Here is a 13,565-nt window from a genome sequence, read left to right on the forward strand (position 1 = left end):
CGCCCGGCGCCCGCCGGGGCGCGCGCGGGCGCGCGCGGTCGCGCGCACTGAGCACGATACGCTCACCGGCCTCCCGCGCCGACGCCCGCTTCCGACTCCGCGGTCGCGCGGCGAGCAGGCAGCGGCTGCGGCGCGGCCGGCCCCACGTAACGCGCCGACGGACGCAGGATCTTGCCGTCGGCGGCCTGCTCGAGCGCGTGCGCCGTCCAGCCGACCGTGCGCGCGACCGCGAACGTCGGGGTGAACATCGATCGCGGGAGGCCGCACAGCTCCATCACGACGCCCGCGTAGAACTCGACGTTCGTGTGCAGCTCGCGGCCCGGCTTCAGCTCGGCGAGCGCCTCCTGCACCCGCTGCTCGACCGCGACCGCCAGCTCGACGCGCGGGCCGCCGAAACCCTCCGCGACCTCCCGCAGCATCCGCGAGCGCGGGTCCTCTGTGCGGTACACGGCGTGCCCGAAGCCCATGACCCGGCCGCCGCCCGCGACCGTCCGGCGGACCCACTCCTCCGCCCGGTCGGGGGTGCCGATCTCGTCGAGCGTGTCGAGGGCGCGGCTCGGAGCGCCGCCGTGCAGCGGGCCGGACAGCGCGCCGAGCGCGCCGTCGACGGCCGCGGCGAGGTCGGCCCCGGTGGAGGCGATGACGCGGGCGGTGAACGTGGAGGCGTTGAAGCCGTGGTCGACGGCGGCGGTCAGATACGCGCTGAGCGCATGCTCGTGGGCGGCGTCGGGGACGCTGCCGGTCACGAGGTAGAGGTAGTTCGCCACCTGCCCGAGGTCGTCGCGCGATGCGCGCGGCGCGCGGCCCTCGGCGAGGGCATGGAGGCTCGCGAGCAGCACCGGCGTCGCGGCGGCCAGGCGGATCGCCTGCTCCACCCGGGCGGCCGGCGGCTCGTCGTAGAGCGGGCGGAAGCCGTCGGCCGCGGCGAGCGCGGTCAACGCCATACGCAGGCCGGCGAGCGCGTCGCCTCCCGCGGTGAGACGGGCGAGCGCCGGGAGCACGGCCTCCACCTCCTCCGGCACCTGGCGTGCGGCGACGATGCGGGCGCGGAAGGCGGCGAGCTCGGCGTCGTCGGGAAGGCGGCCGAAGAGCAGGAGGTGCCACGCCTCCTCGAAGGTCCGCTCGCGCGCCAGGTCCACCGCCGAGTACTGGCGGTAATGGTAGAAGCCCTCGTGCCCGCGCACGTCTCCCAGCTCGGTGCGGGCCGCCACCACGTTGGTGAGGCCGCGGGGTACGTCGATCAGGGTGTCGTCCATCCGGTCCATGCCGCTAGTGTGAGCGTGTACTCGACCAGTCGTCAACGTTGATCGGATCAATGTGAAAGCAGACGCGCGCGCCACCGACGGGCTCCCCCGCCTCACCGCCGACCAGACCGCCGAGCGGCTCGGCGTCAAGCTCGAGACGCTCTACGCCTACGTGGCGCGCGGACGGCTCCAACGGGTGCGCACGGCCGAGGGTTCGCTGTTCGACCCGCTGGAGGTGGAGGCGTTCGCCGCGTCCCGCCGCCGCCGCGCCGCGCCGCCGACGCACGCGGAGGGGTCGCCGCTCATGGTGATCGACACCTCCTTCGCCCACATCGAGGACGGCGAGCTCTGGTACCGGGAGCGGCCCGCGCCCGAGCTCGCACGCGCCGGGTTCGAGACGGTCGCGCGCTGGGCGCTCACCGGGCGGTGGGAGGAGTCCGCGGGGTTCTCGCCGGGGGCGGGCGTCGACGTGGCGCGCCGGGTCGCGGAGGCGCTGCCCGCTTCTGCGGGCGACCGCGACCGGGTCGCGGTGGCGGTCGTCGCGCTGGCGGCCGCGGACCCGCTGCGCACCTCCCTCGACCGGGCGGTGGTCGCGTCGGCGGTCGAACGGCTGGTGGCGGGGATGGTGGAGGTGCTGCCGACGCGGGGTGCAGGCGCGCCGAGTGCAGGAGAGCCGGGTGCCCCGAGTACCAACGAGCACGACGCCGGCACCCTCGCCCACCGTCTCTGGCCGCGCCTCACCGCCACCGCCCCCACTCCCGAGGCGGTCGCCGTGCTCGATGCGGCGCTCGTGCTACTGATCGACCACGACATCGCCGTCTCGACCCTCGCCGCCCGGGCCGCGGCCTCCGCCCGCGCGACCCCGTACGCGGTCGTCAGCGCCGGTCTCGGTGCTCTCGACTCCCCGTTGCACGGCAACGCCAGCCGCGCGGCGCACCGGATGCTGGCCCGCGTCCTCGGCGGCGAGGAGCCGGCGCGCGTGGTCGCGGGCACGGTCCTGTCGACGGCCGGGCCGGTCCCCGGCTTCGGGCAGCCGCTCTATCCCGAGGGCGACCCGCGCGCGACGGTGCTGCTCGCCCTGCTCGCGGCCGTGCCGCAGGCGGCGCCGGTGCTGGAGGCCGTGGAGGTTCTATCCGGCATCCTGCACGAGCGCACCAGCGCACGCCCCAACGTCGATCTGGCACTCGGCGCGCTGTCCCTCGCCGCGGGCATGCCGGACGACGCGGGCGAGGTCGTCTTCGCGATCGCCCGCACCGTCGGGTGGACCGTGCACGCGCTGGACGAGTACGCGCAGCCTCCCCTGCGCCTCCGCCCCCGCGGCCGCTATGCGCCCACGCTCGCGCCGCCCGCCTGAACACCATCGAGGTCAGCGGCGACTAGCGGCGCAGCGCCTTCCGGGCCAGCCAGTTGCCGAGGAACTGCGCGACCTGCACGAGGATCACGATCGTGATCACTGCGAGCCAGGTCACGGCCCAGTTGTACCGCTGGTAGCCGTACGAGATCGCGAAGTTGCCGAGGCCGCCTCCACCGATGCTGCCCGCGATGGCCGACAGGTCGACGATCGCCACGAAGATGAACGCGTAGCCGAGGATGAGCGGCCCGAGCGCCTCCGGGATCAGCAGCGTCGTGATGATCCGCCACGGGCTCGACCCCATCGCGCGGGCCGCCTCGATGACGCCCGGTTCGATGGTGACGAGGTTCTGCTCCACGATCCGGGAGATGCCGAAGGTCGCCGCGATCGTCATCGGGAAGATCGCCGCCGGCGTGCCGAGGAACGTCCCGAGCACCGCCTGCGTCAGCGGCGCGATCGCGGTCATGAAGATGATGAACGGGATGGGCCGAACGAAGTTCACGAGCACGTTCAGCACCGTGAACAGCGCCCGGTTCTCCAGCAGTCCGCCGCGCCGCGTGGTGTACAGCAGCACGCCGAGCGCGAGGCCCAGGATGCCGCCGAGGACGAGCGTCGCGACGACCATCCACAGGGTCTGCCCGATGGACTCGAAGTACACCGGCCAGAGATTGGTCCAGTCGTTCACGCGGCCACCTCCTCGACCTCGGTCACCGTGCGCAGCTCGGCGATCAGCGCGTCCACGTCGGCGGGCTCGCCGACCAGCTCGAGGGTGAGCGAGCCGAACGAGCGGCCCTGCAGCGCCGAGATGCCGCCGTAGACGATCTCGAACCGCACGTTGTGGCGGCCGACCGCGTCCGACAGCACCGAGCCCAGCCGGCCGTCGTCATGGATGCGGGCCGACACGATCCGGCCGGCGTGCTTGCCGCGCAACCGCTCGACGTCCGCCTCCCCCGGCTGGTTGCGCAGCACCGTGCCGACGAACCGCTGCGCCGTCGGGGTCTGCGGGTTCGAGAAGACCTCGAACACGGTCCCGGTCTCGATCACGCGGCCGGCGTCGAGCACCGCGACGCGGTCGGCGATCGAGCGCACGACCTCCATCTCGTGCGTGATGACGACGATCGTGACGCCCAGCTCGTCGTTGACCCGCTTGAGCAGCGCCAGGACGTCGGAGGTCGTCTCCGGGTCGAGCGCGCTCGTGGCCTCGTCGGCCAGCAGGATGTCGGGGTTCGTCGCGAGCGCCCGCGCGATGCCGACGCGCTGCTTCTGGCCTCCCGACAGCTGGTCCGGGTACGCCCACGCCTTGTCGGTGAGCCCGACGAAGGCGAGCAGCTCGGTCACCCGCTGCTTGCGCTTGTCGGCCGGCCAGCCCGCGACCTTCAGCGGGTAGGCGATGTTGCCGAAGACGGTGCGCGAGCGGAACAGGTTGAACTGCTGGAAGATCATGCCGATGTTGGCGCGCACCGGGCGGAGGTCGCGCTCCTTCAGCGTGGTGAGGTCGCGTCCGTCGACCACCACCGAGCCCGAGGTCGGGTGCTCCAGCGCGTTGATCAGCCGGACGAGCGTGCTCTTGCCGGCGCCCGAGTAGCCGATGATGCCGAAGATCTCGCCGCGGCGGATCTCCAGGTCGACGCCGTCGACCGCCGGCGCGGCGCCACCCGAGCCGAAGCTCTTGGTGACGCCGCGGAAGGCAATGATCGGATCGCTGTCGGGCACTACTGCGCCGCCTGGATGGTCTTCTTGAGGTCGTCCAGGACCGCGATCAGATCCTTCTGCGGCTTGTCGACGATGACCGCGGTGTTCTTCGACTCGGCGAGCACCGCGTCGGTGACCTCCTTGGAGTGGTACAGCTTCGCGACCTCGAGGTAGGTCTCGTTGTCCTTGTCCTTGTCGCGGGCGACGAAGGCGTTGATGTACGGCTCGGCGGTCTCGCTCTTGGGGTCGTCCTGGAACAGCGCCGACTTCGGGTCGAGGCCAGCGGTGAGCGCGAAGTTGTTGTTGACGATCGCGCCGTCGGCCGAGTTCAGCGCCGGAGCGGTCTGAGCCGCGTCGACCGGGATGACGGTGACCTTGCTGGCGGCGGCGTCGATGTCGGCCGGGGTGGCGAGGGTGCTGCCGCCGTTCTTCAGCTTCAGGAGGCCGGCCTTCTGCAGCACGAGCAGCGCACGGGCCTGGTTGGTCGGGTCGTTCGGGATGGCGATCTTGGCGCCCTGAGGGATGGCGTCGACGGCGTCGTACTTGTGCGAGTACAGCGGCAGCGGCACGACCAGGGTGGAGGCGATCGGCACGAGGTCCTGCTTGGCCTGCACGTCGTAGTTCGCGAGGAACTGGAGGTGCTGGAACAGGTTGAGGTCGATCTGGCCGTCCGCCAGCGCCGGGTTCGCCTGGGTGTAGTCGCTGAAGCCGACGACCTGCAGGTCGATGCCCTTCGCAGCGGCCTTCTTCTTCAGGATCGGCCAGTACGGCGCGGACTGCTCGGTGGTGCCGATCTTCACGACGGTCTTCTTGCCGCCGTCGGCCTGCGACGAGCCGGAGGCGGTGACGTTCACCACGATGAGGACGACGGCCACGACCACGGCGATGGCCGCGATGACGATGCCGGTGATCCAGCCGGCGCGCGACTTCTTGGGCTTCTCCGGCAGGGAGGGGGTGGGCGGGGTGGCGTCGGACATGGCTGTGCCTCTCTTGTGAAAAGGGGATGTGATGCCGGCGGACGGTTGGCGGCTCGTTCAGCCTCTCAACCGGGCGGCGGAGGGTCAAAAAGCGTTCCGAAATGTGACGGCCCGCCGTCGCGCGCGGGTCTTGGAGGCCTCCTGCCGCACGCGTAGTGTGAGCCGTGTCAGCGCCGGAGCGACCCGCGCGGCGCGGCACAGGCGGCACGACAAGGAGGCTCCATGAGCTCGATCGACGACGACGACATCACCACGAGCGCGGCCGGCGGCGGCGAGGGCCCCGCGGACGGCGGCGCCAACCCCGGCGGGCACGACGGCGGAGCCGACGGCTCGGCCGGCGGATCCGGTGAAGGCCCCGCGGACGGCGGCGCCAACCCGGGCGGCCACGACGGCGGAGCCGACGGGTCCGCTTGATGGCGACGGACGGGCGCGGGCCGGGCGACCGGCCCGCGCTTTCGCGCTGCACGACGCTCGATCGAGACTCCTTCGCGCGTGACCACTGGGCGCAGCGCCCGCTGTTCACGCGCGCCGCCGAGCTCGGGCAGGACTTCTCCGACCTGTTCAGCAGCGACGACGTCGACGAGCTCGTGTCGTCGCGTGCGCTGCGCACCCCCTTCGTCCGGATGGCGAAGGAGGGCGAGGTGCTCCCGCCCGCGCGTTTCACCGCGCCCGGCGGCTTCGGCGCCGAGGTCGGCGACCAGCTGTCGTCCGAGAAGGTGCTGGCCGAGTTCTCCGACGGCGCGACGCTCGTGCTCCAGGGCCTGCACCGCACATGGCCCCCGATCGCGGAGTTCACCCGCCGGCTCTCGGCGGAGCTCGGACACCCGTGCCAGGTGAACGCGTACATCACGCCCGCCTCCTCGCGGGGCTTCGACCCGCACTACGACGTGCACGACGTGTTCGTGCTGCAGATCGCGGGTGAGAAGCACTGGCGCATCCACGAGCCCGTCCACCCCGACCCGCTGCGCGATCAGCCGTGGAGCGATCATCGGGAGGCCGTCGCGGCGCGTGCGACGGAGGCGCCCGCCATCGACGCGGTGTTCCGGCCCGGCGACGCGCTCTACCTGCCGCGCGGCTGGATCCACTCGGCGGAGGCGCTGGGCGGCGTCTCCGTGCACCTCACGATCGGCGTCGCCGCCTATACGCGGCACGAGGTGGTGCAGGAGGCCATCGCACACGCCGCCGACGCGGTCGCGCTGCGCGCCTCCCTCCCCCTCGGCTTCGACCCGGACGATGTGGAGGCGCTGCGCCCGATCGTCGACGACACCCTCGACGCCCTCCGCGCCGCCCTCGACGACCCGTCGCTGCGGCCGGCGCTCGCCACGGCGGTGAGCGAGCGCCTGTCTGCGCGGCGCCGCAGCGACTCCCCGCCGGCGCCGGTACGACCACTCGCGACGGTGGAGGCCGCCGGCGCGCTGTCGACGGACACCGCGGTCGTGGTGCGGCCCGGCCTGCGGCCCCGCGTCACGACCGAGGTCGAGACGGTCACCGTGCGGCTGCCGCGGAAGGCGATCGCGCTCCCGATCGCGGCACGTGCGGCGGTCTCGCGGCTGGTGGACGGCACCGCCGTCCGCGTGGGCGACCTGCCGGAGCTCGACGAGGCCTCGGCGGTCGTGGTCGCGCGGCGGCTGCTGCGCGAGGGCGTCGTCGTGCTCGCCTCCACGTGAGCGGAACGGAGGCGACGGGCGCGGACGCACCCGCGGCCGGCGCACCCGCGGCCGGCGCAGGCGCGCGCGCTGCCGGCGAAGCGGCGCGTTCCTCCGGGGCTCCGCCTCCACCCGGCACACCCGGCTGGCTGCCGTGCAGCGACCGCGCCCGCGACCGTGGTGACCCGCTGCCCGGCACCGCCGGCCGCGGCGACCGCTGGCTGCTGGTCGAGATCGAGAGCGGTTGGGGAACGCACGCGTTCGTGGGGTCGGCGCTCGACCCGGCCCTCGGCGCCCGGATCGTCGGGCGGGCGGAGGCCGCGGGCATCCGTCCGCTGGCGATCCGCCGCACCGGGCTGCGCGCGGACGAGCGCCGGGCGCAGTCGTCGTGGCGCTGGGCGCTGGTGGACGCGCGGCCGGGCCGGGAGGGGATCCGCTGGGGGCGGGTGGACGACCCCGCCGACCTCCTCGACCTGCCGCTCGACGGCAGCGCGGGCGAGCCGAGCGACGAGCCGGTGTACTGCGTGTGCACGCACGCCCGGCACGACCAGTGCTGCGCGGTCCGCGGACGCCCGGTCGTGGAGGCGCTGGCCCGGATGCACCCCGATCACACGTGGGAGTGCTCCCACCTCGGCGGCGACCGGTTCGCGGCGACCATGGTGCTGTTCCCGCACGGCCTGCTCTACGGGCGCGTGCCCGCGGAGGAGGTCGGCGCGGTGGTGGAGCGGCAGGCCCGCGGCCTCGTCGAGCCACGCTACCTGCGCGGCCGCACCGCACTCAGCACGGTCGCGCAGGCTGCCGAGGCGTTCGCGCGGGACCGCTCGGGCGACGACCGGATCGACGCCTACACGGTTGTCGCCGAGCGCCCGCACCCGCACGGCTGGACCGTGGAGCTCGCCCACGACGGCGGGCACATCGTCGTCGTCGAGGTGGGCGAGCGCATGTCGGAGCCGCTCCTCAGCACCTGCGCGGCCAGCGTCGCGCACCCGGTGCGGGAGTTCGTCCCGGTGTCGGTGCAGCCGGTGGGGTAAGCGGACGGCGGCTCCGACCTGCTGCGATCAGGCGTGCTGCGATCACGCGTCCTGCTGCTCAGGCGTGCTGCGGCTCCGGCGCCGACTGCAGGATGCGGACCATGTTGCCCGACGGGTCGCGGAAGGCGCAGTCGCGCGGCCCCCACGGCTGGTCGATGGGCTCCTGCAGCACCTCGGCACCCGACGAGCGGACCCGCTCGAACGTGGCGTCGAGATCCTGCGCGCGGAACACCACCGGCGACAGGGCGCCCTTCACGATGAGCTCCTGCAGGGCGTCGCCGTCGGCCTGCGAGCGCCCGGCGTACGGGTCGGAGAGCACGATCTCGGTCCCAGGGGCGTCGAGGCTCCCGAGCGTGATCCAGTGGTGGCCTCCGGAGGCGACGTCGTTGAGGACGTCGAGCCCGAGCGCGTCGCGGTAGAACGGCAGCGACGCCTCCGGGTCGAGGACGGTGATGTGTGCGAACTGGAGTGAGATGGACATGGCTGTCACTCTAGGGACGCCGTCACCGCTCGGGCTTCTCGAAAACTGCTCGATCGCGCGCTGCCCCGGCCGCCGCCGCCCGCTCAGGAGGCCGACGCGCGCCGGCGCACGGGCCGGGACCGCTGCTTCGCGATGCAGTCCGGCATCGCCGCGACGGCCGCGTGCTCCCGCGCGCGGTACGCGCTCGGCGTCTCCCCCACCAGCTCGGTGAACTTCGAGCTGAACGACCCGAGCGAGGTACAGCCGACCGCCATGCAGGCGTCGGTCACGCTCATCCCGCCGCGCAGCAGCATCATCGCGCGCTCGATGCGCCGCGTCATCAGGTAGCTGTACGGCGTCTCCCCGTACGCCGACCGGAACCGGCGCGAGAAGTGGGAGGGCGACATGAAGGCGCGCGCGGCCATGGTCGGCACGTCGAGCGGCTGCGCGAAGTCGCGATCGATCAGGTCGCGCGCGCGGCGGAGCGCGGCGAACGTCTCGAGCTCTTCGGGTGACACGGTCACGAGCGTAACGCGCCGGCCGCCTCCGCGACAGGCTGCACGTGGCGCGGCCGGTGGGCGCTTTCCGGCTCCACCAGGCGGATGAAGGCGCTCAGCTCCCCCACGCCGGCCGGCGTGGTCGGCAGGAACTCGGTCAACTCCGGCGAGTGGACGAGGTAGGCCGCCCACTTCGCGCGCGAGATGGCGACGTTGAGCCGGTTCTTCATGAGCAGGAACGACATCCCACGCGGCACGTCCGCCGCCGCCGACGCCGCCAGCGAGACGATCGCGATGGCGGCCTCCTGCCCCTGGAACTTGTCGACCGTGCCGACGCGCACCGCCGTGAGCCCGTCGGCGTCGAGGGCCGCGCGCACCTCCGCGAGCTGCGCGTTGTACGGCGTGACGACGATGATCTGCTCCGGGCCGAGCGGCTGATCCTCCGCACCGTCGGACGGGTCGTTCCACGAGCGCCCCAGCGCATCGCGGACGAGGTCGACCACGACGTGGGCCTCCTCCGGCGAGGCTGTGGAGTTGCCGACGTGCTCGACCGGCACCGGGTGCAGCCCGGGCGTGATGCCGGTGAGCTGCCGTTCTGCCGCGCACGGGTGGGCGCGCAGCCTCCCCTCGTACGACAGCACCGACACCGCGGAGGCGAGCGCCGGGTGCATGCGCCGGCTCTCGGCCAGGAAGTAGCCGTACTCGGCGGGCAGCACGTCGTGCCCGTCGCTCACCCAGCCCAGGGCGGAGCCGTCGACCGGCTCGGGATGCCGCCCCTGGCTGACCTGTGGCAGCTGTTGCGGGTCTCCGAGCAGCAGGAGGTTGCGGGCCGCCACCCCGACGGCCACCGTCGACGCGAGGGAGAACTGCCCGGCCTCGTCGATGACCAGCAGGTCGAGGCTGTCGCGCGGGATGCGCGCCGGGTTGGCGAAGTCCCAGGCGGTGCCGCCGATCACGTACCCGGTCGCCTCGTTCTCCTGTGCGAAGGTCAGGTGCCCGTTGGCGCGGAGAGGCGTGAAGGCCGGAGGCTGGGAGGGGTCGTTCGGCACCTTGCCGGCCCGGGCGGGGTCGAGCCCGGCCGCGACGACCCGGTCGAGAAGGTGCTCGACCACCGCGTGCGACTGCGCGACCACGCCGATCCGCCAACCGTGGTCGGCGACGAGCCGCGCGATCACGTGTGCGCCGAGGTACGACTTGCCGGTTCCGGGAGGGCCCTGCACGGCCAGGTAGGAGCGGTCGAGGTCGAGCAGGCTGGCCACCACGGCGTCGATGCGGCCGTCGCCGTCGCGCCCGTCGCCTCCCGAGCCGTCGCCATCGGACCCGTCGGAACCGAAGCCGCCGCCGTCCGCCCCGGTGGCGACCGTCGGATCGGGCGCGAGCGCCTCGGACCGGGTGCGCGGCGGCGTGCGCCGCAGCAGGTCCACGGTCGCGTCGACCGGCCACGCGTCGGCCTGCCGGGCGGCGAGCAGGGCGCCGCCCCATTCGCGGATCGCCTCGGCGAGCGCCCGCGTGTTCGGCGGCGCGGCCGGGGTGAGCGCACTGGGCAGGTCGGCGTACGCCGGCACGTCCTCCGGCAGCGTCTCGCGCACGACGACCGAGCCGTCGTCGTTCGCAGCCACGACCGCGACCGTGCGCGTGGTGCGCGCCCCGGGCTGCGAGCGCGCCTGCCGGTAGGGCCCCGGGTACTCGTAGAGCAGGAAGGGCCCTGACCGCTCGCTGACGCGGACCGCGCTCCCTGCTCCCCACTGCCCGCTGAGCAGCAGCTCGCGCCGCTCGACCCGCTGCCCCTCGTCGAGGTACCAGTCGCGAAGCACGCGCACGCGGTCGACCACCAGGACGTCGCGGGTCTCCGCCCACTCCTCCACCGGCTGGATGAGCCGGGCGAAGTGCGCCTGCCAGAAGCTCTTCTGCTCGCGGCGGTGGAAGTCGATCGCCGCCGCCGCGAGCGCCATCGCCTCGCGGTCGGGCGTGCGGTGCGGGTCGAGCGGATCACCGGCGAAAGCGAGCAGCCCGGCGCGCAGCGGCGACTCCTCGGGGGTGACCTCGGTCTCGTCCATCGGCGCCGAGCCGATCGGGATGCCGTTCTCCTGCGCGCGAGCGATCAGCCAGTCGCGCAGCCGCAGCGTGGAGACGCAGTCGTAGCGGTTGTAGTCGCCGATCTCGTCGAGCAGCGGCTGGGCCTCCGCCTCACGGCCGAGCGCGATCAGGTCGCGCGCGTTGGCGTACTCGGTGATCGAGTCTGCGCCGTTCTTGACCTCGCTCTGCCGCAGCTCTGTGCCCATGTACAGCGGTTCGAGCTTCTTGATGGAGTAGGAGCGGGAGCCGACGCGCACGGCCTTGCGCACGAGCGGGTACAGGTCGACCATCACGTTGTCGCGCAGGAGGCCGTCGACCTCCTCCTCACCGACCCCGTGCCGCGCCGCGAGGGCGAGCAGGTGCGTCTGCTCGTAGGCCGCGTAGTGGTAGATGTGCATGGCGGGGTATTGGGCGCGGCGCTCCCGCACGAACGCGAGGAACGCCTCCAGCGCCACCCGCTCGGCCGCGAAGTCGTGCGCCCAGAACGCCGTGAAGCGCTCCTCGTTGTCGACCAGCCCGAACAGGTAGTCGAGGTTCCAGCGCTCCCCCGCGCCCTCGGTGTAGAGCGGGTCGCCCTCGAAGTCGAAGAAGATGTCGCCCTCGTCGGGGTGCGGCAGTGCGGCCAGCACCGGCGCGTTGTAGACGCGCACCGGCGGCGGCGCCCCCTCGACGGCGCTCAGCTGCAGTCGGGCCTGCTCGCGCAGCCCGTCGAGCGTGCCATCGGGGAGGCCGTCGACCGGACCGGTGGAGGCGGCGAGCGCGTCGATGGTCGTGATGCCGGCCGCGACGAGGTGCTCGCGCTGGGTGATGCGCATGCCGGCGACGAGGAGAACGTCGTGCGCCGCCTGGACCTCGGCGTCGCAGGTGTCGCAGCGCCCGCAGACCGTGAACCGCGGATCGCCCCACGCGACCGGGCCCTGGTCGGCGAGGTGCTCGTCGAGGATGCGCAGCAGGCGGGAGCGCCGCTTGCGGTACACCGGCTCGATGTCGGAGAGCCGGTGCCGGCTGACCGACCCGTCACCGAGCAGCAGCTCGACGGTGTCGTCGACCTCGACGCCCATCCGGCGCAGCTGCTCCGCGTACGCGGCGAGCTGGAGGAGCGCGGTGACGCGGGCGCTGCGGGCCAGCTTGGAGTCCTGCACCCGGTAGCGGCCGTCGGGAAGGCGCACGACGAAGTCGGCGAACCCGACGAACGCGCCGTCGAAGAACGTCGCCTGGAACACCACCTCGGCCCCGCTCGCGAACGCCTCCGCGGTTCGCCGGACCGCCTCGGCGAGACTGTCGGCCGTGAGCGATTCCGGTCGCTCGATCTCGGCGACGCCTGCGCCGAACTCCTCGCGGTAGCGCTCGAGGATGTGGTGCTCGTGCTCGTCGCCCAGCCGGGAGGAGCGCACGTACATCGGGTCGTCGACGACCTCTGCCTTCTCGATGCGCCCGAGCTTCTCGTCGACGGTGCGCAGGAACGCGAACTCGCACTTGGAGGCCTCGGTGAGGTCGCTCGCGCTGGTCACGATCACGCCGTCGAGGAGGAACACCGGCGCCTCCCTTGCTTGACGGCGGCCGTCCGGCCGCGGTGGACGCGGCCCCGTGCCCCGGCCGCTCCTCGAAGCGTACCGGCGACCACCGACACCGCCGTGGACCAGGGCGCGGCCCCGGGCGGGGCGCAGCCCGGCGCCCGCGCCCCCGCTCAGCCCTTCTTCGCCGCCGCCTTCATCGCCTTCTTGTGCTCGCGCACCTTCGTCAGCGAGTCGGCGTCGACGATGTCGGCCACCGAGCGGTACCCGTCGAGGCCGTAGTCGCCCGCCGCCTCGCGCCAGCCCGGCGCCGCCAGCTCCTTGCGCTTGCCGAGCAGCGCGAGGAAGATCTTCGCCTTCTGCTCGCCGAAGCCGGGCAGCGCCTTCAGCCGCCGCAGCACCTCCGCGCCGTCGGGGTCGCCCTGCGTCCAGATCGCGGCCGTGTCACCGCCCCAGTCGGAGACGATGGCGGCGGCGAGCGCCTGCACCCGGCCTCCCATCGATCCGGGGAAGCGGTGGACGGCGGGAGGCTGCTTCATCACCGCGGCGAGCTCGTCCGGGTCGATCGCCGCGAGCGTCGCCGGGTCGAGGCCGCCGAGCCGGTCGCGCAGCTTCGCCGGACCGGCGAAGGCGGTCTCCATCGGCACCTGCTGGTCGAGCAGCATCCCGACGAGGAGGGCGAACGGGGACTGGTCGAGCAGGGCGTCCGCCTCGGCGTCGCCGGTGATGTTCAGTGCCATACCCTCAGCCTGCCACCAGGAGCAGGATGCCCGCCACGAGCGAGAGCGCCGCGAGCAGCAGCGCGACGCCGAGCAGCGCGGCGTGCACCCGGAGGAACGGCGTCGCCTTCCCGGCCGCGTCGCGCGCCCGCGCGTCGGTGCGGACCCGCTGGAAGAACCGCGGCCAGGCGATGACGTTGAAGACGGCGTTGAGGAGCAGGACGACGGCGGCGAAGACGGTCATGGTCCCTCCAGCGTAGGCGACCACCGCAGACAGTGGGCGCAGACGGTTGGCGCAGACAGTTGGCGGAGACAGGAGGCCGAGAGGATGGCCGCGGCCCCACCGCGGGGAGCACCA

The 13,565-nt window shown here is 73.4% G+C and carries 13 protein-coding genes; 4 read left to right on the forward strand and 9 right to left on the reverse strand.

The window, feature by feature from the left end:
- Positions 1-62: 62 nt before the first annotated feature.
- The gene (locus P5G50_RS14595; protein ID WP_301208131.1) at positions 63-1,265 is read right to left on the reverse strand and encodes a citrate synthase; all 1,203 of its coding nucleotides are present in this window, start codon (positions 1,263-1,265) and stop codon (positions 63-65) included.
- Between the two features lie 52 nt (positions 1,266-1,317).
- Here P5G50_RS14595 and P5G50_RS14600 point away from each other — a divergent pair, with 52 nt between their 5' ends.
- Positions 1,318-2,598, forward strand: coding sequence for a citrate/2-methylcitrate synthase (locus P5G50_RS14600; RefSeq protein WP_301208130.1), 1,281 nt, complete (start codon positions 1,318-1,320; stop codon positions 2,596-2,598).
- Between the two features lie 22 nt (positions 2,599-2,620).
- Here P5G50_RS14600 and P5G50_RS14605 read toward each other — a convergent pair whose 3' ends face one another.
- From P5G50_RS14605 to P5G50_RS14615, 3 genes are read right to left on the reverse strand one after another with little or no spacing between them, the layout of a single operon-like run.
- Positions 2,621-3,280 carry a methionine ABC transporter permease gene (locus P5G50_RS14605; protein WP_301208129.1) on the reverse strand — a complete coding sequence of 220 codons (660 nt, stop codon included), beginning with the start codon at positions 3,278-3,280 and terminating at the stop codon, positions 2,621-2,623.
- The gene (locus P5G50_RS14610; RefSeq protein ID WP_301208128.1) at positions 3,277-4,308 is read right to left on the reverse strand and encodes a methionine ABC transporter ATP-binding protein; all 1,032 of its coding nucleotides are present in this window, start codon (positions 4,306-4,308) and stop codon (positions 3,277-3,279) included. The genes P5G50_RS14605 and P5G50_RS14610 overlap by 4 nt, the downstream gene beginning before the upstream one ends.
- Complete coding sequence (locus tag P5G50_RS14615; protein WP_301208127.1) at positions 4,308-5,264, reverse strand: MetQ/NlpA family ABC transporter substrate-binding protein; 957 nt, start codon at positions 5,262-5,264, stop codon at positions 4,308-4,310. The genes P5G50_RS14610 and P5G50_RS14615 overlap by 1 nt, the downstream gene beginning before the upstream one ends.
- A 222-nt stretch (positions 5,265-5,486) precedes the next feature.
- Here P5G50_RS14615 and P5G50_RS14620 point away from each other — a divergent pair, with 222 nt between their 5' ends.
- From P5G50_RS14620 to P5G50_RS14630, 3 genes are read left to right on the forward strand one after another with little or no spacing between them, the layout of a single operon-like run.
- On the forward strand, positions 5,487-5,678 hold the full coding sequence (locus P5G50_RS14620; RefSeq protein WP_301208126.1) for a BatC protein: 192 nt from the start codon (positions 5,487-5,489) through the stop codon (positions 5,676-5,678).
- A complete protein-coding gene (locus tag P5G50_RS14625; protein ID WP_301230620.1) occupies positions 5,678-6,931 on the forward strand; it encodes a cupin domain-containing protein in 1,254 nt (417 codons plus the stop codon). The genes P5G50_RS14620 and P5G50_RS14625 overlap by 1 nt, the downstream gene beginning before the upstream one ends.
- Positions 6,928-7,941: a ferredoxin family protein gene (locus tag P5G50_RS14630; RefSeq protein WP_301230622.1), complete on the forward strand. Its 1,014-nt coding sequence runs from the start codon at positions 6,928-6,930 to the stop codon at positions 7,939-7,941. Before P5G50_RS14625 ends, P5G50_RS14630 begins: the two co-directional genes overlap by 4 nt.
- A 58-nt stretch (positions 7,942-7,999) precedes the next feature.
- On the opposite strand, the gene P5G50_RS14635 is transcribed toward P5G50_RS14630, so the two are convergent.
- The 5 genes from P5G50_RS14635 to P5G50_RS14655 all read right to left on the reverse strand — a co-directional run bounded on the left by P5G50_RS14635 (position 8,000) and on the right by P5G50_RS14655 (position 13,451).
- Positions 8,000-8,422, reverse strand: a complete 423-nt coding sequence (locus P5G50_RS14635; protein WP_301212910.1) for a VOC family protein — start codon at positions 8,420-8,422, stop codon at positions 8,000-8,002.
- An 83-nt stretch (positions 8,423-8,505) separates the two neighbouring features.
- Positions 8,506-8,919, reverse strand: coding sequence for a helix-turn-helix transcriptional regulator (locus P5G50_RS14640; RefSeq protein ID WP_301212909.1), 414 nt, complete (start codon positions 8,917-8,919; stop codon positions 8,506-8,508).
- A 2-nt stretch (positions 8,920-8,921) separates the two neighbouring features.
- Complete coding sequence (locus P5G50_RS14645) at positions 8,922-12,509, reverse strand: TM0106 family RecB-like putative nuclease (RefSeq protein ID WP_301212907.1); 3,588 nt, start codon at positions 12,507-12,509, stop codon at positions 8,922-8,924.
- A gap of 152 nt (positions 12,510-12,661) precedes the next feature.
- Positions 12,662-13,228: an HhH-GPD-type base excision DNA repair protein gene (locus P5G50_RS14650; protein ID WP_301212906.1), complete on the reverse strand. Its 567-nt coding sequence runs from the start codon at positions 13,226-13,228 to the stop codon at positions 12,662-12,664.
- Positions 13,229-13,232: 4 nt separating this feature from the next.
- Positions 13,233-13,451: an SCO4848 family membrane protein gene (locus P5G50_RS14655; RefSeq protein WP_301212905.1), complete on the reverse strand. Its 219-nt coding sequence runs from the start codon at positions 13,449-13,451 to the stop codon at positions 13,233-13,235.
- Between the last annotated feature and the right edge of the window lie 114 nt (positions 13,452-13,565).

It is taken from the genome of Leifsonia williamsii, from assembly GCF_030433685.1.
Lineage (GTDB): Bacteria > Actinomycetota > Actinomycetes > Actinomycetales > Microbacteriaceae > Leifsonia > Leifsonia williamsii.